18 protein-coding genes and 1 rRNA gene are annotated in these 20,075 nt (G+C 42.0%); all 19 read right to left on the reverse strand.

Features of this window, described 5'->3' with window-relative positions; all coding sequences use genetic code 11:
- Positions 1–341: 341 nt before the first annotated feature.
- Positions 342–1,891: ribosomal RNA gene (locus A6754_RS00550) — 16S ribosomal RNA — on the reverse strand.
- A gap of 431 nt (positions 1,892–2,322) precedes the next feature.
- Positions 2,323–3,813, reverse strand: a complete 1,491-nt coding sequence (gene lysS / locus A6754_RS00555) for a lysine--tRNA ligase (protein WP_082851570.1) — start codon at positions 3,811–3,813, stop codon at positions 2,323–2,325.
- Positions 3,814–4,082: 269 nt separating this feature from the next.
- A complete protein-coding gene (gene dusB / locus A6754_RS00560) occupies positions 4,083–5,084 on the reverse strand; it encodes a tRNA dihydrouridine synthase DusB (RefSeq protein WP_066441657.1) in 1,002 nt (333 codons plus the stop codon).
- 26 nt (positions 5,085–5,110) lie between these two features.
- Entirely contained in the window at positions 5,111–5,317 is a 207-nt protein-coding gene (locus A6754_RS00565) for a helix-turn-helix domain-containing protein (protein WP_066441660.1), read from the reverse strand.
- Entirely contained in the window at positions 5,269–5,793 is a 525-nt protein-coding gene (gene folK, locus A6754_RS00570; RefSeq protein ID WP_066441663.1) for a 2-amino-4-hydroxy-6-hydroxymethyldihydropteridine diphosphokinase, read from the reverse strand. Before folK ends, A6754_RS00565 begins: the two co-directional genes overlap by 49 nt.
- Positions 5,790–6,152 carry a dihydroneopterin aldolase gene (gene folB / locus A6754_RS00575; protein ID WP_066441669.1) on the reverse strand — a complete coding sequence of 121 codons (363 nt, stop codon included), beginning with the start codon at positions 6,150–6,152 and terminating at the stop codon, positions 5,790–5,792. The genes folK and folB overlap by 4 nt, the downstream gene beginning before the upstream one ends.
- A complete protein-coding gene (gene folP / locus A6754_RS00580; RefSeq protein ID WP_066441671.1) occupies positions 6,145–6,981 on the reverse strand; it encodes a dihydropteroate synthase in 837 nt (278 codons plus the stop codon). Before folP ends, folB begins: the two co-directional genes overlap by 8 nt.
- An 11-nt stretch (positions 6,982–6,992) precedes the next feature.
- Complete coding sequence (pabC, locus tag A6754_RS00585; RefSeq protein WP_066441674.1) at positions 6,993–7,850, reverse strand: aminodeoxychorismate lyase; 858 nt, start codon at positions 7,848–7,850, stop codon at positions 6,993–6,995.
- Positions 7,851–7,852: 2 nt separating this feature from the next.
- Complete coding sequence (gene pabA / locus A6754_RS00590) at positions 7,853–8,440, reverse strand: aminodeoxychorismate/anthranilate synthase component II (RefSeq protein ID WP_066441677.1); 588 nt, start codon at positions 8,438–8,440, stop codon at positions 7,853–7,855.
- Positions 8,437–9,849: an anthranilate synthase component I family protein gene (locus tag A6754_RS00595; protein ID WP_066441680.1), complete on the reverse strand. Its 1,413-nt coding sequence runs from the start codon at positions 9,847–9,849 to the stop codon at positions 8,437–8,439. Before A6754_RS00595 ends, pabA begins: the two co-directional genes overlap by 4 nt.
- Positions 9,850–10,098: 249 nt before the next feature.
- A complete protein-coding gene (cysK, locus tag A6754_RS00600) occupies positions 10,099–11,028 on the reverse strand; it encodes a cysteine synthase A (protein WP_066441684.1) in 930 nt (309 codons plus the stop codon).
- Between the two features lie 199 nt (positions 11,029–11,227).
- The gene (locus A6754_RS00605; RefSeq protein WP_066441685.1) at positions 11,228–12,103 is read right to left on the reverse strand and encodes a peptidyl-prolyl cis-trans isomerase; all 876 of its coding nucleotides are present in this window, start codon (positions 12,101–12,103) and stop codon (positions 11,228–11,230) included.
- Between the two features lie 64 nt (positions 12,104–12,167).
- Positions 12,168–13,052 carry an Hsp33 family molecular chaperone HslO gene (hslO, locus tag A6754_RS00610; protein WP_066441693.1) on the reverse strand — a complete coding sequence of 295 codons (885 nt, stop codon included), beginning with the start codon at positions 13,050–13,052 and terminating at the stop codon, positions 12,168–12,170.
- A gap of 62 nt (positions 13,053–13,114) precedes the next feature.
- Positions 13,115–13,900, reverse strand: coding sequence for a type III pantothenate kinase (locus tag A6754_RS00615; protein WP_180320265.1), 786 nt, complete (start codon positions 13,898–13,900; stop codon positions 13,115–13,117).
- Between the two features lie 181 nt (positions 13,901–14,081).
- A complete protein-coding gene (ftsH, locus tag A6754_RS00620) occupies positions 14,082–16,073 on the reverse strand; it encodes an ATP-dependent zinc metalloprotease FtsH (RefSeq protein ID WP_066441699.1) in 1,992 nt (663 codons plus the stop codon).
- Positions 16,074–16,217: 144 nt separating this feature from the next.
- Positions 16,218–16,763: a hypoxanthine phosphoribosyltransferase gene (gene hpt / locus A6754_RS00625; protein ID WP_066441701.1), complete on the reverse strand. Its 546-nt coding sequence runs from the start codon at positions 16,761–16,763 to the stop codon at positions 16,218–16,220.
- A 19-nt stretch (positions 16,764–16,782) separates the two neighbouring features.
- On the reverse strand, positions 16,783–18,177 hold the full coding sequence (gene tilS / locus A6754_RS00630) for a tRNA lysidine(34) synthetase TilS (protein WP_066441704.1): 1,395 nt from the start codon (positions 18,175–18,177) through the stop codon (positions 16,783–16,785).
- 134 nt (positions 18,178–18,311) lie between these two features.
- Positions 18,312–19,301, reverse strand: a complete 990-nt coding sequence (gene prkT / locus A6754_RS00635; protein ID WP_066441706.1) for a serine/threonine protein kinase PrkT — start codon at positions 19,299–19,301, stop codon at positions 18,312–18,314.
- Positions 19,270–20,007 carry a vWA domain-containing protein gene (locus A6754_RS00640; protein ID WP_066441708.1) on the reverse strand — a complete coding sequence of 246 codons (738 nt, stop codon included), beginning with the start codon at positions 20,005–20,007 and terminating at the stop codon, positions 19,270–19,272. Before A6754_RS00640 ends, prkT begins: the two co-directional genes overlap by 32 nt.
- Positions 20,008–20,075: the final 68 nt, after the last annotated feature.

Below are 20,075 nucleotides of genomic sequence, written 5' to 3' on the forward strand. Positions count from 1 at the left end.
GGAAATCTCCGGATCAAAGCTTACTTACAGCTCCCCGAAGCATATCGGTGTTAGTACCGTCCTTCATCGGCTCCTAGTGCCAAGGCATTCACCGTGCGCCCTTTCTAACTTAACCAATGTTTATGGTTATTGCTCTTACTTAAAATAAATAAGAGAGAAAAAACTAAGATGGCGATTACTTGGTAATCTTCTTCTATATTGCATTATCTAGTTTTCAAGGAACAAGACTACTGATTCAATCACAAAGCAATTGAATTCTAGCAGTGAGAGATTGCTCTCTCAAAACTGAACGAACAAATAAAGACGTCTTTTAATGAAGATAAACTTCATTTCATCCTTAGAAAGGAGGTGATCCAGCCGCACCTTCCGATACGGCTACCTTGTTACGACTTCACCCCAATCATCTGTCCCACCTTAGGCGGCTGGCTCCAAAAGGTTACCCCACCGACTTCGGGTGTTACAAACTCTCGTGGTGTGACGGGCGGTGTGTACAAGGCCCGGGAACGTATTCACCGCGGCATGCTGATCCGCGATTACTAGCGATTCCGGCTTCATGCAGGCGAGTTGCAGCCTGCAATCCGAACTGAGAATGGTTTTATGGGATTGGCTAAACCTCGCGGTCTTGCAGCCCTTTGTACCATCCATTGTAGCACGTGTGTAGCCCAGGTCATAAGGGGCATGATGATTTGACGTCATCCCCACCTTCCTCCGGTTTGTCACCGGCAGTCACCTTAGAGTGCCCAACTGAATGCTGGCAACTAAGATCAAGGGTTGCGCTCGTTGCGGGACTTAACCCAACATCTCACGACACGAGCTGACGACAACCATGCACCACCTGTCACTCTGTCCCCCGAAGGGGAACGTCCTATCTCTAGGAGTGTCAGAGGATGTCAAGACCTGGTAAGGTTCTTCGCGTTGCTTCGAATTAAACCACATGCTCCACCGCTTGTGCGGGCCCCCGTCAATTCCTTTGAGTTTCAGCCTTGCGGCCGTACTCCCCAGGCGGAGTGCTTAATGCGTTTGCTGCAGCACTAAAGGGCGGAAACCCTCTAACACTTAGCACTCATCGTTTACGGCGTGGACTACCAGGGTATCTAATCCTGTTCGCTCCCCACGCTTTCGCGCCTCAGCGTCAGTTACAGACCAGAGAGTCGCCTTCGCCACTGGTGTTCCTCCACATCTCTACGCATTTCACCGCTACACGTGGAATTCCACTCTCCTCTTCTGCACTCAAGTCCCCCAGTTTCCAATGACCCTCCACGGTTGAGCCGTGGGCTTTCACATCAGACTTAAAGGACCGCCTGCGCGCGCTTTACGCCCAATAATTCCGGACAACGCTTGCCACCTACGTATTACCGCGGCTGCTGGCACGTAGTTAGCCGTGGCTTTCTGGTTAGGTACCGTCAAGGTACCGGCAGTTACTCCGGTACTTGTTCTTCCCTAACAACAGAGTTTTACGATCCGAAAACCTTCATCACTCACGCGGCGTTGCTCCGTCAGACTTTCGTCCATTGCGGAAGATTCCCTACTGCTGCCTCCCGTAGGAGTCTGGGCCGTGTCTCAGTCCCAGTGTGGCCGATCACCCTCTCAGGTCGGCTACGCATCGTTGCCTTGGTGAGCCGTTACCTCACCAACTAGCTAATGCGCCGCGGGCCCATCTGTAAGTGATAGCCGAAACCATCTTTCAGCTTAAGGACATGAGTCCAAAAGCATTATCCGGTATTAGCTCCGGTTTCCCGAAGTTATCCCAGTCTTACAGGCAGGTTGCCCACGTGTTACTCACCCGTCCGCCGCTGACTTCAGGGAGCAAGCTCCCATCTGTCCGCTCGACTTGCATGTATTAGGCACGCCGCCAGCGTTCGTCCTGAGCCAGGATCAAACTCTCCAAGAAAGAGTTGATTAGCTCTTGTGTACATAATGTACATTGTTGATTCCGAAGAATCTTTTTTAAACGTTGACGTTTTATTGTTCGTTCAGTTTTCAAAGAGCAATTTTTGTTGTTTGTTTGTCACGAGTGCGACTTTTAAATATTATCACAACCAGATGATCAAGTCAACAACTTTTTTAATTTATTTTTTCGTTTGTGCCGCTCTCTCGCAGCAACAGATATTAATATACCACCATACTGACGAGTGTGCAACATGTTTATTAAACTTTTTTTCATAAATGATAATAAAAAAATATTCATATAATTCACTACACCAATTTATAAGATAAGAAGAATCTAAACTAACTACTTCAATAATAGATGGCCTTGACTCACACCTTCTTATATAAAGAAAAAAGACAGAGCATCTGCCCTGTCTTTTCCTATACTATAGATTAGCGGTGACGCATTAACGGGAATAAAAGCACGTCTCTAATAGAAGGAGAGTTTGTTAAGAGCATGACTAGACGATCGATGCCGATCCCCAGTCCGCCTGTTGGCGGCATACCATACTCTAATGCTTCAATAAAGTCATCATCCATCATATGTGCTTCATCATTACCCTGCTCACGCTCTTTTAATTGTGCTTCGAATCGTTCACGCTGATCAATTGGATCATTGAGCTCCGTGAAAGCATTAGCATGTTCGCGAGCCACAATGAATAACTCAAAACGATCTGTAAAACGCGGATCTTCATCGTTTTTCTTTGCAAGAGGAGAGATTTCAACCGGGTGACCGTAAATAAAGGTTGGCTGAATTAACTTCTCTTCTACTTTTTGTTCAAAGAATTCATTTACAATATGCCCGTATTGCATATGTTCTGTAATTTCAACACCATGCTCCTTCGCAAGAGCACCCGCTTCTTCCTTGCTCATTTCTTTCCAGAAGTCTACCCCTGTATATTCTTTAATGGCATCTACCATATGAAGTCTTGTCCATTCCGGTGTTAAGTCTACTTCATAGTCACCATACTGAATAACCGTTGTGCCAAGAACCTGTTTTGCAATATGAGCAATCATGTTTTCTGTCAGACTCATGATATCTCTGTAATCCGCATATGCTTCATACAGCTCAATCATCGTAAACTCAGGGTTATGACGAGTAGATACTCCTTCGTTTCGGAAAACACGGCCGATTTCATAAACCTTCTCAAGTCCGCCAACAATCAGTCTTTTAAGATGAAGTTCGATGGCAATACGCATATAAAGCTGCATGTCCAGAGCATTGTGATGTGTAATAAATGGTCTTGCAGAAGCTCCGCCAGCAATTGAATGCATCATTGGTGTTTCCACTTCAAGATAACCATTAGAATCAAGATAGCGTCTCATTTCTTGGATAATGCGGCTTCTGGCTACAAATGTTGCTTTACTTTCCTGGCTCATAATAAGGTCAAGGTAACGCTGACGATAGCGCTGCTCAACATCCTTAAGTCCATGGAACTTTTCAGGAAGCGGACGCAGAGATTTTGTTAAAAGAACAAATTCTTCTACTTTAATTGAAAGCTCCCCTACTTTAGTTTTAAAAAGTGTACCAGTAACCCCTACAATATCCCCAAGATCAGCAGTTTCAAAGATAGCGTAGCTTTCTTCACCAATCGCATCCTTGCGGACATAGATCTGAATTTGGCCAGTCAGATCCTGGATATGAGCAAATCCAGCTTTCCCTTTTCCGCGCTTTGTCATAATTCTGCCCGCTAGTGTGACAGAAACACTCTTCTCTTCAATCTCTTCTTTTTCAAGACCGCCATACTGATCTATTAATACATCGGATTGATGTGAACGGTCAAAGCGTTTGCCGAAAGGATCCATTCCTTTATCACGCAAGTTTTGCATTTTTTCGCGTCTTACTCTTAATTGGTCATTTAATTCTTCATGACTCTGACTCACTTATATCATCTCCATTTTTTCATTCGTGAAATATGTAACGCACTAGGCGAAGTATCACATTTTCAGTACATGTTTATTATTTTACACAATATGATTCAAACAGACAGCATAATTGATTAAAAATTGAATGTTCTAGTACTTTTATTTCCAATAAACTTGAAGTTGAAAAGCATTTTCCAGCCTGGATAATAAAAAACTGCCAGTTCATCCACTGGCAGTTGTCTAATCAAAGCTATTATAGGCAAAGAAATTTTCCATGTCAAACAGCATTAGCCAACCTGTGACTCCATGCGCTCTTTTTCTTCTGCATCCAAGACAATAGCATTTAAAATGGCAACAAGTTCATCACGAGTATCACTTTCATTAACAGCATTGCGGAATCTTGCATTTCCGCGGATCCCCTTCAGGTACCACGCGGTATGCTTTCTCATCTCTCTTACCGCAATATGCTCGCCCTTCAATGCAGCCAGGCGGTCAAGATGCAGGATACATACATCCATTTTTTCTCGCACTGATGGTTCGTCGATCAATTCGCCTGAATCCAAATATTTTACCGTCTGATAGATCATCCAAGGATTCCCTAAGGCTGCCCGTCCAATCATGACACCGTCACAGCCAGTTTCATCAAGCATCCGCTTTGCATCCTGAGGTGTTTTCACATCACCATTCCCAATGAGCGGAATCCCAATGCTTTGCTTTACTTCACGGATAATGTCCCAGTTTGCTGTTCCTTCATACATCTGCACGCGTGTACGGCCATGAAGGGAAACAGCTTTCCCGCCAGCCCGTTCAATTGCCTGTGCATTACGGACAGCATAAATATGGTTATCATCCCATCCCATTCGCATTTTTACTGTAACCGGCTTTTCAACAGCATCTGTTACCGCTGCAACCATTTCATAGATTTTATCCGGGTCTAATAGCCACTTTGCACCCGCATCACATTTTGTGATTTTCGGCACCGGGCAGCCCATGTTTATATCAATGATATCCGCATTGGTATTTTGGTCAACAAATTTGGCAGCTTGTACAAGCGTATCTTTCTCTCCGCCAAAAATCTGCAGACTAAGCGGCTTTTCCTGTTCGTCGATATAGAGCATATTTAACGTTTTTTCATTTTGAAAAACAATGCCTTTATCACTAACCATTTCCGCACAAACCAGGCCGGCACCAAATTCTTTAACCGTCAGACGAAAAGCAGAGTTGCAGATGCCAGCCATTGGTGCCAGCACAACTCGGTTTTTCATTTCAATATCGCCAATTTTAAGCATAGTGATACCTCCTTCTTTATCTATTATTATTCCTTTGGTGCAATCTCATCTAATGACGTTTTCAGCACCTCACTGATCTTCATAAGGAGCTGCTCGCTCGGCATCCTATTTCCTCTCTCAATTTCCCCGAGGATTGATACTGATATTCCAATTTCGCGCGCAAAGGTTTCTTGTGTAAAACCCTTCAGCTTTCGAAAAGCGCGAATGCGTCTTCCCCATTTTTCCGCTTCCATATTTGAACTCCTTTTTTGTCTGGAATCTCCTCAGCCAATATACGCAGAGGCATGTCCATCGCCGGAAGGGTGATGTCAGGCTTTATCTCTAAAAGAGGTATCATAACAAAAGCTCTTTCTTGTATCCGAGGATGAGGAACAGTTAGCTTCTCTGATTCAATATTTTCTTGATTATATAGCAGGATGTCAAGGTCTATTGTCCGGGGACCCCATTTGATCAGCCGTTTTCTTCCAAGTTCCTGCTCAGCCGCCAAGCATGTTTCTAACAATTCATAAGGACTAAGTTCCGTATCTACCTGGATGACCATATTTAGAAACCGATCTTGATCTTCATAGCCCACCGGATCTGTTTCATAAACAGAGGAGTAATTTACCATATTTATTTTTTTATTTGACGTTAACATTTCAATGGCATCCTGCAAATAAGAGAATCGGTCTCCTATATTAGAGCCCAAAGAAATAAAAGCAGTGTTCATGACCGGGACCTCGTAATCTCTACTGCAACGGATTCATAATGTCCTGGAATAGGAGGATCTGGCTTAATTACTTTTACCGTAAGAAAATCAATTGCACTGAAACGCAGTAATAAAGCTTCAGCAATTGATTCAGCTACCGCTTCAACAAGCTTATAAGGCTTCCCCTCCACAATTTGCTTACAAACTTCATAAAGCTCCCCATAGTTAATTGAATCATCAAGCCGATCGGTTTTTCCGGCCTGGCGCAAGTCTGTTTCTACCGTTAAATCCACGATAAATCGCTGCCCTAGCTTTGTTTCTTCAGGAAAAACGCCATGATATCCATAAAAATTCATCTTATTCACATAGATTTTATCCATTATATTCACCCTTTCCGCAAAGAGCATCCATCATTTTAGCCATTCTCGCCATTTCCTTCACATCATGAATGCGAATGATTTGGCAGCCCTTCTGTATGCCATAGCATATTGTCGCTCCAGTGCCTTCGGTGCGCTCGTTTATCGGCAAATTAAGCACTTGTCCGATTATGCTCTTTTTAGACGTGCCCAGCAAAACCGGATAGCCGATATCGACAAGCTTATCCAGATTCCTCATCATTTCAAGGTTGTATGTTAAATCCTTTGCAAAACCAATGCCCGGATCGAGAATGATTTGTTCATCCTTTACTCCTGCCTTTTTGGCAAGCATGATGCTTTCAAATAAGTCATTTAGGACATCCCTGTGAAAGTCAGTGTAAGACATATCAGTACGATTATGCATGAGGACAATCGGTGCTCCCGTATCCGCTGCAACAGTGGCCATGCCTTCGTCCGCTTTCGCTCCCCACACATCATTAATAATATGAGCTCCAGCTTTGATCGCCTGTTTGGCGACTTCCGCCTTATATGTATCCACTGAAATAGGAACTTTAACTTTAGAAGAGACAGCTTCAATCACTGGAATGACTCTCTGAAGTTCTTCCTCTACTGAAACAGCCGTATGTCCCGGTCTTGTCGACTCTCCGCCGATATCAATGATATCTGCTCCAGCATCCACCATCTCCTGCGCCCTGATAACCGCCGCTTCTGCATGGTTATATTTTCCTCCATCTGAAAAAGAGTCTGGTGTGGTATTCAAAATCCCCATAATCAGCGTTTTCTTGCCATAATCCAGAGTATAGGGACCACAGTTTAAACTATTTTTTTGCATTCTTTGCCCTCCTATAATTCATGCCGGCTTAACAGCTGCGAGGTTAAACTCTTATACTGATAGGATAAAAGCATCGTATACTTTCCATCCATACCCGGCATTACACCATTTTCAAAAGCTGAAACCGGGACAATCTCCTGAATAGAATTGGTTACAAATATCTCATCTGCCTCGGTAAGAGCTGAAGGCAAATAGTGCCCCTCCTCAACTGATAGTCCGTTCTTTTCAGCAAGCCTCATCACGAATAGACGCGTAATTCCATTTAAAATACCTAAATCGACTGAGGGAGAGTAAAGTGTTTCCCCCTTTATCCAAAAGATATTAGATGCAATTCCTTCTGCGGCAAATCCGCCTTCTGTTAAAAACAGCCCTTCCTTTTTTGAGTCATCACCTAACTCTTGTTTAGCTAAAAGATTGTTCATATAATGGTGAGATTTTAACCTTATTTCACCTTCAGGCGTATTGCGCCGGAGATTTAATACCACAATCTCTTTTTCATGAGTAACAGCTTGTTCAGGTAATTCCTTTGCAAAAATAATCATATTCGGTTCAGAATACGGTGCCGCTCTTAAACCAATTTCACCTGCACCTGCGGAAACATTCATACGAATATAAGCATTAGATATTTGGTTTTTCTCCAGCAACTCTTCTAATACAGTTTGTACTCCTTCATCACTGAACTGACTGCGGATATTCATAGTCTCTAGTCCATGGCGGAGGCGCTCTAAGTGATCTTTCAGCAAAAAGGGATGCCCGTCATAGATCCGAAACGTCTCAAAGAGGCCCATTCCATATAAAAATCCATGGTCAAAAGGAGAGATCAAAGCTTCCTCTTGCTTAACCATTTGGCCATTTAAATAGATATACATACCTACACCTCTTTTACTTCAGTAACTCCTGTACAGAAGAAATTTCTCAGCAAATCCTTCCCTTCAGCGGTCATGATCGATTCAGGGTGGAATTGCACTCCCTCCACTGGAAGCTCTTTATGGCGAATGGCCATAATTTCTCCTTCATCTGTCCAAGCTGATACTTCCAGGCAGGATGGCAAGGTTTCTTTTTTAACAATTAACGAGTGGTATCTTGTCGCCGTAAACGGGTTTGACAGTGTATGAAAGACCGTCTGACCATCATGATAAACAGGAGATGTTTTCCCATGCATCAGCTTTTCCGCACGCACTACTTCTCCTCCGAATGCCTGGGCAATAGCCTGCTGTCCTAAACAAACACCAAAGATCGGAATAACCCCTGCAAAAGCAGTGATCACTTCTAAGCTTATACCTGCCTCATTGGGGCTGCACGGCCCTGGGGAAATCATAATATAATCTGGCTTCAGGTTTCTAATCTCTTCGATTGAAATTTCATCGTTTCGTTTTACAACTAATTCATGTCCCATTTCACCTAAATATTGAACGAGGTTATACGTGAATGAATCGTAGTTATCGATCATTAAAATCATTGTAATGCTCCTTTAGCTTCTTCTGCTGCTTCTTTTGCTTTCCATAGAGCAATTGCCTTCTTCATCGATTCTTTATATTCATTTTTCGGATTAGAGTCGATGACAATTCCAGCTCCTGCCTGCACATGAGCCATGTCATCTTTTATAAGCATCGTGCGAATAATGATATTTAATTCAAGATCGCCGCTGAAATTCATCCATCCTAATGAACCTGTATAAACTCCCCGGCGCACCGGTTCGAGTTCCTCAATGATTTCCATCGTACGGACCTTTGGAGCCCCAGTAATCGTACCTCCCGGAAAAGCTGCATCAATTAGATCAACACCATGCTTTCCTTCAGCAATCTTTCCTTTAACATTCGAAACAATGTGCATGACGTGTGAGTACTTTTCAATGACCATAAACTCGTCCACTTCGACTGTTCCATATTCACAGACTCTGCCAAGATCATTTCGTTCAAGATCAACAAGCATCACATGCTCCGCCCGCTCCTTCTCATTTTCAATCAATTCATTTGCAAGCCGGATGTCCTCAAGTTCATCTTTTCCTCGAGATCTGGTACCGGCAATCGGCCTTGTGCTGACCGTGCTGCCTTTCTTTTTCACGAGCAGCTCAGGTGACCCGCTGACAAGCTCATATTCATCTGTTTGAAAATATCCCATATACGGGGAAGGATTAAGGACTCTAAGCTGATCATATACCTCAATCGCTTTCACATTTAGCGGCTTACTTTGACGAACAGACAAATTGACCTGAAAAACGTCTCCAGCAGCTATGTATTCTTGTATTCTTTCAACTGCCTTTATAAACTCTTCCTCACTCATGGATACTTCCAGGCGCTGTTCAGGAGGATCATGATGCTTCGGTTCCTCATGCACTTCAGCAGATCCTCGCCACCGCTTCAGCCATAAAGCTTCACGTTCAGGCAGCTTGTCCGCTTCTTCCTCTTTATATAGCAATAACATCCACATTACTTCCTCTTGATGATCATATACAAACCACTCATTGTGAATTAAAAAATGAATGTCCGGTAAATGAAGATCATCTTCCGAAAGAGCAGGCAGCTTTTCAATGTAACGACCATACTCATAACTAATATATCCAATTGCTCCACCTTGAAAATCGGGGAGTTCTCTGATCGGTTCAACTTTATATGCTTCCAGCCACTGTTTCATACTATGAAGCGGATTCCCTTTGATAATTTCTTTTTTCTCGCCTGTTACAATCTCAAGCTGATGGTCTTTCCCCTTCAAAATCACTTCAGGCTCAAAAGCAGCAATACTGTATCTTCCGCCTCTGCCGCTTTCCAGAATAACATGCTGTACACATGATTCTGAGAGGAACCTATAACTGCTGTAGAATTGTTTATATGAAATGGATTCCTTTCTTGCGTATATCTTATACCCCATTAAAACACCCTCTTTAAGATAAGTATAACCATCTAAATAATAACATGTTTTTAGCAAGCGAATATTGTTTTGGAAGGAGCCTGCTATAAAAGTAAATTCCATAACTTTCACATTACCCTTTGCTTTATAGGTTTATAAGAAGTGCGGTATTACATCAGAGCAATTGCTTAAATCATGAATGTACCATTCCTTAAGCAGCAAAAAGACAGCTTTCTGAGAAAGCTGCCTAATACACTCTAGTGAACAATCTTATTCATTTTCAAATTGATACAGCGGTGTGCTTAAATATCTCTCACCATTACTTGGAATGATGGCAAGAACTTTTTTACCTTTGCCTAGCTCTTTTGCAACCTGTAAAGCCGCATAAATGGCTGCTCCAGATGAAATGCCTCCTAGAATTCCTTCTTCCTTGGCTGCACGGCGGGCATATTCAAAAGCTGTTTCATTTTCGACCTTAATAATTTCATCATAGATTTTTGTATTTAAAATATCAGGAACAAATCCAGCTCCAATTCCTTGGATTTTATGCGGACCCGGCTTTCCTCCAGATAGAACAGGAGAATCAGAAGGCTCAACTGCGTAAATTTTAATATTTTCATATTTCTCTTTAAGCACTTCACCTGCACCGGTAATCGTTCCACCTGTACCGATTCCTGAAATAAATGCGTCAAGCTGATCGCCCATTTGCTCGGTAATTTCCTTGCCTGTTGTTAAACGGTGAACTTCTGGGTTTGATTCATTTTTAAACTGCTGCGGCATAAAGTAGCCATGTTCCTTTGATAGCTCTTCAGCTTTGCGGATCGCTCCGCCCATGCCTTCAGGTCCTGGAGTTAAAACTAATTCCGCTCCATATGCACGAAGCAGGTTGCGGCGCTCCATGCTCATTGTTTCCGGCATAACGAGAATGCTTTTGTATCCTTTTGCAGCAGCCACCATCGCCAATCCAATTCCAGTGTTTCCACTTGTCGGCTCTATGATGGTATCTCCTTCTTTAAGACCACCGTTTTCTTCTGCTGCTTCAATCATTGCAAGAGCAATTCGGTCTTTTACACTGCTGCCAGGGTTCATGTATTCTAATTTTAGATAAACTTCAGCAGATTCATCTTCAACAATCCGGTTTAACTTTACAATTGGCGTCTGTCCAACTAATTCAGTAATTGAATTTGCTACACGTACCATATTCCCACCTCTTATTCCGAGTATTTTTATTGGTTTTATTAAAACTTACCAATTGATGACTGAAAAGTCAATTATTTTGCAGGGTTGCAGCACTTTTTTATGATAAAAAAGTAAGCACCAGCCTAGTATATATCATACTCCTGCAAATGAGATTCTTTCCGTTTTAACAGAAAAAAATAACACGGAGTTTGTCTCCGTGTTATTGTGTTTCATCATAAAACCATTCTACTTCTGCTTCATCCCAGAAAGGCCTTGCAGACACTGGTGTATCCATCTGCTCAATAGCCAGCTGACGGCGGATTTGTGCTTTTACATCCTGATAATCATAGGACTCTTCTTCCATATACTCATGAAGCAGCACAATCGCATACCCGTCCTCAACTTCAATTGCTTCGCTCCACTCACCAGGCTTTAGTGAACTTATTTCTCCAAGCATTAAATCACTAACATGTTCGGTATCAGCACCGACAAATCCAGCGTCTCCACCTTGGCCTGCGGTGAACTCATCAATCGAGCGTTCCATTGCCAGTACTGAGAAGCTGGACCCCTGTTCAAGCTCTTGCATTGTCTGCTCTGCTTCTTCTTTGGTTTTTACAACAATTTTAGAAATATGATAAGAGTCAGGAAACGTAAACATTGAACGGTTTTCTTCATAATACCGTTCCAATTCTTCCTCTGAAATATCCGCATCTTTTGTCAGCAGCTCTTCTAAAATCAAACTGTTTTCGATTTGCTCAGCAAGCTTCTCTTCATCATATAGGGAGTAATCACCTGCTGGACCATATGCGCTTTTCATCATTTTCATTTCACGATCAATATCTTCCTGTGAAATGGAAATATCATATTTTTCTCCAGCTTGACTAATAACCTCTTCACTTACCAGTTCATCTAATACATCTTTTCCATATTTTAATTCAATCTCACTGAGCCATTCTTGTCTTGTTATTTCCTGATTGCCGATGGTTGCGACAACCTCACTTCCCTTTTTGCTTTCACCGGAAAGAAGAAAGGTGAGAGTGACGCCATTTGTTATGATTAAAGCAGCAATAATCAGCCATAAATGCTGTTTTTTCATTTTTCCCTCTCCCTATAGAAAAACGCTAAAGCTAAGCACAGTCCGTTGGCACAAATGTTTAGTTCTATTTAGCCTGCGCAGCCTCTCTCATTTCCTCTAGCTCTTCCTTAGAAAAGACATAGATTTCATTGCAAAAATGACATTGTACCTCAGCTTGTCCATCTGATTCGATCATATCTGTGATCTCTTCCGCTCCAAGTGTTACGATCGCATTTGAAAAACGGTCTTTTGAACAAGTGCATGTAAAGGCTACAGGCATTTTCTCCAGAACCTTTACTTCGTCTTTGCCTAGCACCTCTTCTAAAATTTGTTCTGGTGTTAAGCCCTTTTCAATCATTTTAGAGACAGGATCGATTTGAGTCAGACGTTTCTCGATATGTGAAATAACCTCTTCCTCTACACCTGGAAGCAGCTGAATAATAAAACCGCCAGCAGCTAAAATGGTGTTATCAGGATTGACAAGCACACCAACCGCAACAGAAGAAGGCACTTGTTCTGAAGAAGCAAAATAATAGGTGAAATCTTCTCCTAGCTCACCAGAAACGATTGGTACTTGACCAGTAAAATGTTCACGCATTCCAATATCTTTTATGACCGTTAAAAATCCTTCTGTTCCAACAGCTCGACGAACGTCCAGTTTTCCTTGTGCATTTAGATCAAAGTGTACTTGAGGATGTGTCACATAACCGCGCACTTCCCCTTTTGCATTGGCATCCACTAAGACAGGACCAAGCGGACCGCCACCCTCAATTTTAACCGTGATTTTCTCCTCGCCTTTTAGCATAGCACCCATCATTACAGATGCAGACATTGCTCTTCCTAAAGCTGCTGAAGCAGTTGGCCATGTTTGATGACGGCGCTGTGCTTCTCCGATGGTTTCTGTGGATGATACTGCGTATGCCCGAACTTGTCCGTTGTAGGCAAGTGCCTTAATTAAATAATCACTCATATTTCAATCTCCTTTATTCAGATGTCATAAGAGCATTTTACAACAGCCCCTATGGCAATCGTTTATGCCTTATCTTTTATACTATCCATGTTGCGTTTATAAATAAGCTGTAATCCTTTTAAGGTTAAAAAAGGATCAACAATATCAATCATCGTGGATTCCTTTGCTATTAATGTAGCTAGACCTCCCGTTGCAATGACTGTTGGCGCAACGGCTGATTCGTCCTTCATTCTTTTTACAATTCCTTCAACTTGTCCAACATAGCCGTAAAAAATACCAGCCTGCATAGCAGAAACTGTATTTTTGCCAACAACTCCATCAGGACGGGCAATTTCAATACGAGGAAGCTTAGCAGCCCTCGAATATAGAGCCTCTGTTGAAATGCCTATTCCAGGGGCAATCGCGCCTCCCATATACTGTTTATGTTCATTTATATAGCAGTACGTAGTAGCTGTTCCAAAATCAACTACAACAAGCGGGCTTCCATATTCATGTATAGCAGCAACCGCATTTACAATTCGGTCTGCCCCTACTTCACGAGGATTCTCGTATTTTATATTTAAACCTGTTTTAATCCCAGGTCCAACAACTAAAGGTTTGAGCTGAAAATATTTTTGGCACATTCTTTCAAGCGAAAACATAATGGGCGGAACAACCGATGAAATAATAATGCCATCGATCTCATTAAAGCTTAATCCTGCATGATCAAATAATGATTTAACCATCATTCCATATTCATCTTCTGTTTTATTACGGTTTGTTTCAATACGCCAGTGATGTTTTAACACATCCTTGTCATATACTCCAAGCACAATGTTCGTGTTGCCTACATCAAAAACAAAAATCACCATTCTCACCACTTTATTTTTATTCTTGCCTATTATACTGCAAACATCATACCATAACTAACAACTGATCGTGTAATTGAAAAATCGCAGGAAGAGAAACAGCAGGAGCTCTGCGGAATTGATATACTGTGAAGGAATGAAAAAATGCCCCAATGTCAATGGCATTGGGGCATTCTGCTATCTATTTGCGCTCTTCATCGATGGCTGGCGGATCAACAGATTCTTCAGGAGAAGTATTCTCTCTGCTTTCTGTGATTTCACCTTCACCTGTTGTTTCTTCTTTTTTCATGTTGATGTTTACTTTCACATCATTAGAAGTTTCGATTTTTTTAGCTGAGCGATCTGGAAGTGTTCCATGATCAACAAGGTGTTTAATTTGTTCAGCGTCAAGCGTCTCAACATCTAATAGCGTATTGGCAATAAGGTCTAGCTTCTCGCGGTGTTCAGTAAGAAGCTGCTTACATCTTTCATAAGACTCCTTAATAATACGCTGAATTTCTAAATCAATTTCGTATGCAATAGCATCCGAATAGTTTTGTTCATTATTGAAGTCTCTGCCAAGGAATACTTGCCCGCCCCCGGATTGACCAAATTGAAGCGGTCCAAGCTTATCACTCATACCGAATTCTGTTACCATTCGGCGAGCAATGCCTGTTGCTCTTTGGAAGTCGTTATGAGCACCTGTGCTCACTTCTCCAAACACAATCTCCTCAGCAACACGTCCGCCAAGCAAGCCGACAATTTTATCAAGCAATTCTGGTTTTGTCATGAAATAACGATCTTCTTTTGGAAGCATAACAGCGTATCCGCCTGCCTGGCCTCTAGGTACAATCGTTACCTTATGAACCATTTCTGCTTCATCAAGCACAACTCCGATCACTGTATGACCAGCTTCGTGGAATGCAACAATATTTCTTTCTTTCTTTGAAATGACACGGCTCTTCTTCGATGGACCAGCAATAACGCGGTCTGTCGCTTCGTCCACGTCCTCCATGTCTACCTTCTTCTTATTTCGGCGAGCAGCTACTAGCGCCGCTTCGTTTAATAAGTTTTCAAGGTCAGCTCCAGAAAAGCCTGGTGTCCGCTGTGCAATGGATTTTAAGTTAACTGATTCATCAAGCGGTTTATTGCGTGCATGTACTCTTAATACCGCTTCACGGCCTGTTACATCTGGTCGGTCAACCGTAATTTGACGGTCAAAACGTCCTGGACGCAATAAGGCAGGATCAAGAATATCTGGACGGTTAGTTGCTGCGATGATAATAATACCTTCGTTTGCACCGAAGCCATCCATTTCAACTAGCAATTGGTTCAGCGTTTGTTCACGCTCATCGTGACCGCCGCCAAGTCCGGCTCCACGCTGACGTCCAACTGCATCAATCTCATCAATAAAGATAATACATGGCGCATTTTTCTTCGCATTTTCAAACAAGTCACGAACACGAGATGCACCGACACCGACAAACATTTCCACAAAGTCAGATCCGCTGATTGAGAAGAATGGCACACCAGCTTCACCTGCCGCAGCACGTGCAAGCAATGTTTTACCAGTTCCCGGAGGTCCGACTAAAAGGATTCCTTTAGGGATTCTTGCACCGAGTTCAGCAAATTTGCGCGGATCCTTCAAGAAGTCAACAACCTCTACAAGCTCTTGCTTCTCTTCATCTGCACCAGCAACGTCTTTAAAACGTACTTTTTTCTTGCTTTCATCATAAAGCTTTGCTTTGCTCTTCCCAAAATTCATTACTCGGCTGCCGCCGCCCTGTGCTTGATTTAAAAGGAAGAAGAACAGGATAAAAATAATGATAAATGGAATGATTGAGGTGAAAAATGTCACCCAGCCGCTTGTTTCCTTAGCAGGCTGAATATTCACTTCTGATTCATTCCCTGCTGCTAATGCATCAATTCGAGTAAGTACTGAATCGCTATTAGCTACATACGTAATGAATTGTTCACCTTCATCTTGAGATGTTAATTTACCTGTTACGGCAAACACGCCTCTTTCAGGCTGCAGTGAAACTGATTCAATTGCACCACTTTCAAGGTTTTGAACAAAATCATCATAGCTCATTGGTTCTGTTGGTTCGTTGCCGCCATTAAAGAAGCTGACAACCCCTATAATCACTAAAAATATTAATAAATAAAAGATGGTATTACGGAAGATCCGATTCATCCCTTACCTCCTCCCACGGTAAACAAACTACATAGTATAGTATCATAGAAAATCGTGCCAATTCAAATATTTACACTTTTCACACCGGGCCAATTCATGCTGTAAGTAAAGGGCTTACCAAGATTATTTCCTTTTATCTTTCTCTTAATCGTTGCTGCTGTATACCTCTGGTTTAAGAACCCCAATATATGGTAGGTTGCGGTATCTTTCAGCATAATCTAAACCATAGCCAACAACGAATTCATCTGGAACAATAAAGCCGACATAATCTGCTTTAATGTCTACTTTTCTTCCAGTAGGTTTATCCAATAGCGTTACAATCTTGATGGATTTTGCTTTTCTGTAGCGGAAAAGCTCTACTAAATAGCTTAATGTTAAGCCGCTGTCAATTATATCCTCAAGAATAAGAATGTCACGGCCCTCTACTGAAGTATCAAGATCTTTTAGAATTTTTACTTCACCAGAAGAAACAGTGGAGTTTCCGTAACTGGAAACATCCATAAAGTCCATTTCCAAGTATGTATCCATGCGTTTGAGCAGGTCACTCATAAAAGGCATTGCTCCTTTTAACACACCGATTGCAAGCGGGAAACGATCTTGATATTCATCTGTAAGCTCTTTTGCAAGAGTAGCGATTTTTTCTTGCAGCTCTTCCTCTGAAATCAGTACCTTTTCAATATCATTTTTCATTTTTGTGCCCCCTAGAAGATCATTGCTTTATGTATTTTAAAAGAATATAACAAGAATGAGCATCACCCAGCATAGGCTCATCAGACTTTCTTAAACCCGGGAGCCAAAGAATTTTCCCTGTTGCATCTGTCAGTACCGGCCATTGATCCCTTTCATCCCTTGGAACTTTTTGATCAATAAAGATATCTTTAATCTTTTTTGTTCCTTTCATTCCTCTTAAATCAATTCGATCTCCATTTTTTCTCGTTCGGATAATGAGTGGCATGGGAATACTGTCAGCAGATAAAAGGAGGGATCCGGAATGATCTTTCGCATGTTGGCTGCAGGTAAACTCAAATTCAATACTGCTGCCATTTGGAAGATCAATTTTCCCAGGTTCAGATAACTCATAATGATAGGATGACTGTGGCAAGTCTTTCGTTTGAAATGAAAAACTACATTCCCTATACGAGCGTTTAACAATCAATCCACCTGGCAAATGCAGGACTCCTGATGGGTGAGGATTACGGATTAAAGAAAAAACATTTTCAATATGCACTGCGGATAAAGAAGATGGTTTCTCATTATAAAGATAGTTTAATATTAGTTGAATCCCTCTTCTTTGTAAAGGCATTGGCATATCTAGAAACAAATCAATGGCTAATCTTACTTCGTTATCTTTTTTCTTCTCCATTACTTTATTCATTTCTCTGAAAGTTAATTCCTGCAGCAGATCCTCATCGCTCTCCAAATCCTCACTAAATCGCTGGAACTGTTCATGCATTTGCGGGTTTTCATGTCTCAAAAACGGCAATACATGATGGCGAAATCGGTTTCTGCTGTACGTATCCTTTTCATTGCTAGGATCTCGGCGGGGGTTTAATTGATGCTCTCGGCAATAATCTTCTATTTCTTCTCTGCTAAGGCATAAAAAAGGTCTGATAATGAAACCTCCGGCAAATTTTCTCTCAAAGGGAATCCCTGCTCTAGCTGCTCCTGTGCTGCCTCTTGCAAGCCGCATTAAAACCGTTTCTGCCTGGTCATCCCCGTGGTGCCCAAGTGCCAAATAAGTAAAGTTTTCGTTCTTCATCATTTCAGCAAAAAAGCGATAACGGCACTCCCTTGCTGCAACTTGGCCACTTTTACCGGTCACTTTCATATAAGCAGGAACATCAATGCGCTCCATTTTAAAAGGGATGTCTAATTTTTCACAAAACTGTTCAACGAATTGCGCATCTTGTAAAGATTCTTCCCCTCTGAACATATGATCGACATGCAGAGCGAGCAGCTCTATATGAAAGATCGCACTTTTCTCTTTTAAATAGTGGAGCAGCGCTAATGAATCCGGACCTCCTGACACTGCGACCGCAATGCGTTTATGCTGCAGGTCAAAGCCCCGTCTATTGAGAAATAATTTTACTTTTGAATCCAGCATCTTCGTTTCCTCTTTACAGTATTGATAAATGAGCAGGAGAATTGCCTGTATTACTGTCCTCTTTTATACTCCCATTCACCTATATTAAAATCATACCATTCTTATGCTTTGCATCAAAGTCTTGGCGCTTTCATTTAAATTAATTGACCATAAATATAAAGAAAATATAGGCAAGAAATAACGGCGACAATACAGGCTGTTTCAAAAAATCCTCCGTTTTTCCTTTTCCGGACGTTCTGCTGCGTGCGCGTAACCGTGCTGCCTCCAGATACAGGCGGGGGCGATTTTCTATTAACCCTGCTGCTTGCTCTCGGAGCATCACTTCTGTTCATTGATTCCAGTAGTGCATGCCTCATTTCTTTAGCTGATAGATATTTACCCATTAAGGCATTTAAAATAACCTCTTCATATTGAATTAGTTCTTTGCTGGTTTGCACTTTCTCCTTTAATTCCGCTATTCCGCCAGTCTTTTTTGTAAATCGATTTGGATAAACTGTATTGATCATAATCATAGCTGCCGCAAATAGGTCATATCCTGGTTCAGCCTTTCTTGTACCGAGATTCCAGTAGCCCCTGTCATAAAACTCTGTAAATTCCTTGATTGCTCTTCCTTGCATGGTCGTCCCGCCAACGTCAATACAGCGCACCTTGGAGGGCGGGCCCGTCACAATCAAATTTTCTGGCTTTAAATCGCCAAACACCCAGCCGCTGTCATGAAGCTTTGCCAGATCATTTAAAAGCTGAAGGATCAGTACAGCTGTCCATGACGGACCCTTTTGCTGAATAAAGGACAGCAAGTCCGGACCATGAATATATTCCATCACATAAAAAGAAATGTTTTTCCCATTAACAGCCCAATCATCAACATCAAGCAAAGAAGGCCCGAGGGCAGACCCTTGGACCTTCGCAAATGATTTAAGCACATTCACTTCGGATGTAATGGACATCCCGTTATCACTCATTTTAATCGCTACTTGCTGATTATTAAACTTTGACAAGTAAACAACGCCATTTGCTCCATATCCAAGCTCTTTTAAAATGACATAACGGTTATTGTGCCATTTCCCCTCTATAACTGTGCCGGAGCGAACGTTAAACTGACTCTTCATAGAATGATTCATCATCACGAGAAAGCAGTCCCCTTAACGACCGTTTTTTCTTAAAGTATTGCAATGCCTCGCGCAGTGCTGGCCCTGTTGGCGTAATGCCGCCTACTGTCAGCTTAGCAAAAATACTATTTAATGACTCCAGCCTTGGTGTCCAATCAAGCAGCTTCTCGACATCCTTCTTTTTCCCGGGAAATACAAAGACCGAGAAGCGATTATCTCCTGACCTGGCGTTTAAACTTAATGATAAATCAAATATCGCTTCTTTCACGGTTGGCAGCTTTTGTTTCATACTTGCACTCGTATCAACTAAGATCAGCACTTCCAGTTCTACAGTTTCACCGAGTTCATCTACCACTTCCATGACCTCGCCTCTTTGCTCAGGCGGTAGATCTTCAACCGTTTTAGAACTCCCTAGAATTTCTTTTAATTCTTTATTAACGACTCCTTGAAGTGTTTGAGTCATCGCCTTTCTTGTCACCATTTGAACCGTTTGTGATAATTGTTTTGCATAAACAACCTGACTCACTCCGCCGCCTGACATGGCGATTCCTTCAATTTCACTCATCCCTTTTTCATCTATCACATCATTTTCCATAACACCAATGACATTAACGGTAATTCCCTGTTCTTTCGCCAAGGCAGCCATTGCAATTGGATCTTCACCTTGATTGGAGCAGCCGTCTGTAATCAGCAGAATCTGTTTCAATGTACCTGTTTTCATATTTTCCCCTCCATCTCAATTTATTACCATTTTCGACGGTATGAGGTAGAAATATACATGATTTCATT

The sequence above is a fragment of the Cytobacillus gottheilii genome, assembly GCF_001636345.1.
Lineage (GTDB): Bacteria > Bacillota > Bacilli > Bacillales > Cytobacillaceae > Cytobacillus > Cytobacillus gottheilii.

Bases quoted from the DNA above. Each gene is read 5' to 3' on its own strand.
- dusB (WP_066441657.1), bottom strand. From the start codon at position 5,084: ATGCTTAAAATTGGCGATATTGAAATGAAAAACCGAGTTGTGCTGGCA.
- A6754_RS00565 (WP_066441660.1), bottom strand. From the start codon at position 5,317: ATGGAAGCGGAAAAATGGGGAAGACGCATTCGCGCTTTTCGAAAGCTG.
- folK (WP_066441663.1), bottom strand. From the start codon at position 5,793: ATGAACACTGCTTTTATTTCTTTGGGCTCTAATATAGGAGACCGATTC.
- folB (WP_066441669.1), bottom strand. From the start codon at position 6,152: ATGGATAAAATCTATGTGAATAAGATGAATTTTTATGGATATCATGGC.
- folP (WP_066441671.1), bottom strand. From the start codon at position 6,981: ATGCAAAAAAATAGTTTAAACTGTGGTCCCTATACTCTGGATTATGGC.
- pabC (WP_066441674.1), bottom strand. From the start codon at position 7,850: ATGTATATCTATTTAAATGGCCAAATGGTTAAGCAAGAGGAAGCTTTG.
- pabA (WP_066441677.1), bottom strand. From the start codon at position 8,440: ATGATTTTAATGATCGATAACTACGATTCATTCACGTATAACCTCGTT.
- A6754_RS00595 (WP_066441680.1), bottom strand. From the start codon at position 9,849: ATGGGGTATAAGATATACGCAAGAAAGGAATCCATTTCATATAAACAA.
- cysK (WP_066441684.1), bottom strand. From the start codon at position 11,028: ATGGTACGTGTAGCAAATTCAATTACTGAATTAGTTGGACAGACGCCA.
- A6754_RS00605 (WP_066441685.1), bottom strand. From the start codon at position 12,103: ATGAAAAAACAGCATTTATGGCTGATTATTGCTGCTTTAATCATAACA.
- hslO (WP_066441693.1), bottom strand. From the start codon at position 13,052: ATGAGTGATTATTTAATTAAGGCACTTGCCTACAACGGACAAGTTCGG.
- ftsH (WP_066441699.1), bottom strand. From the start codon at position 16,073: ATGAATCGGATCTTCCGTAATACCATCTTTTATTTATTAATATTTTTA.
- hpt (WP_066441701.1), bottom strand. From the start codon at position 16,763: ATGAAAAATGATATTGAAAAGGTACTGATTTCAGAGGAAGAGCTGCAA.
- tilS (WP_066441704.1), bottom strand. From the start codon at position 18,177: ATGCTGGATTCAAAAGTAAAATTATTTCTCAATAGACGGGGCTTTGAC.
- prkT (WP_066441706.1), bottom strand. From the start codon at position 19,301: ATGATGAATCATTCTATGAAGAGTCAGTTTAACGTTCGCTCCGGCACA.
- A6754_RS00640 (WP_066441708.1), bottom strand. From the start codon at position 20,007: ATGAAAACAGGTACATTGAAACAGATTCTGCTGATTACAGACGGCTGC.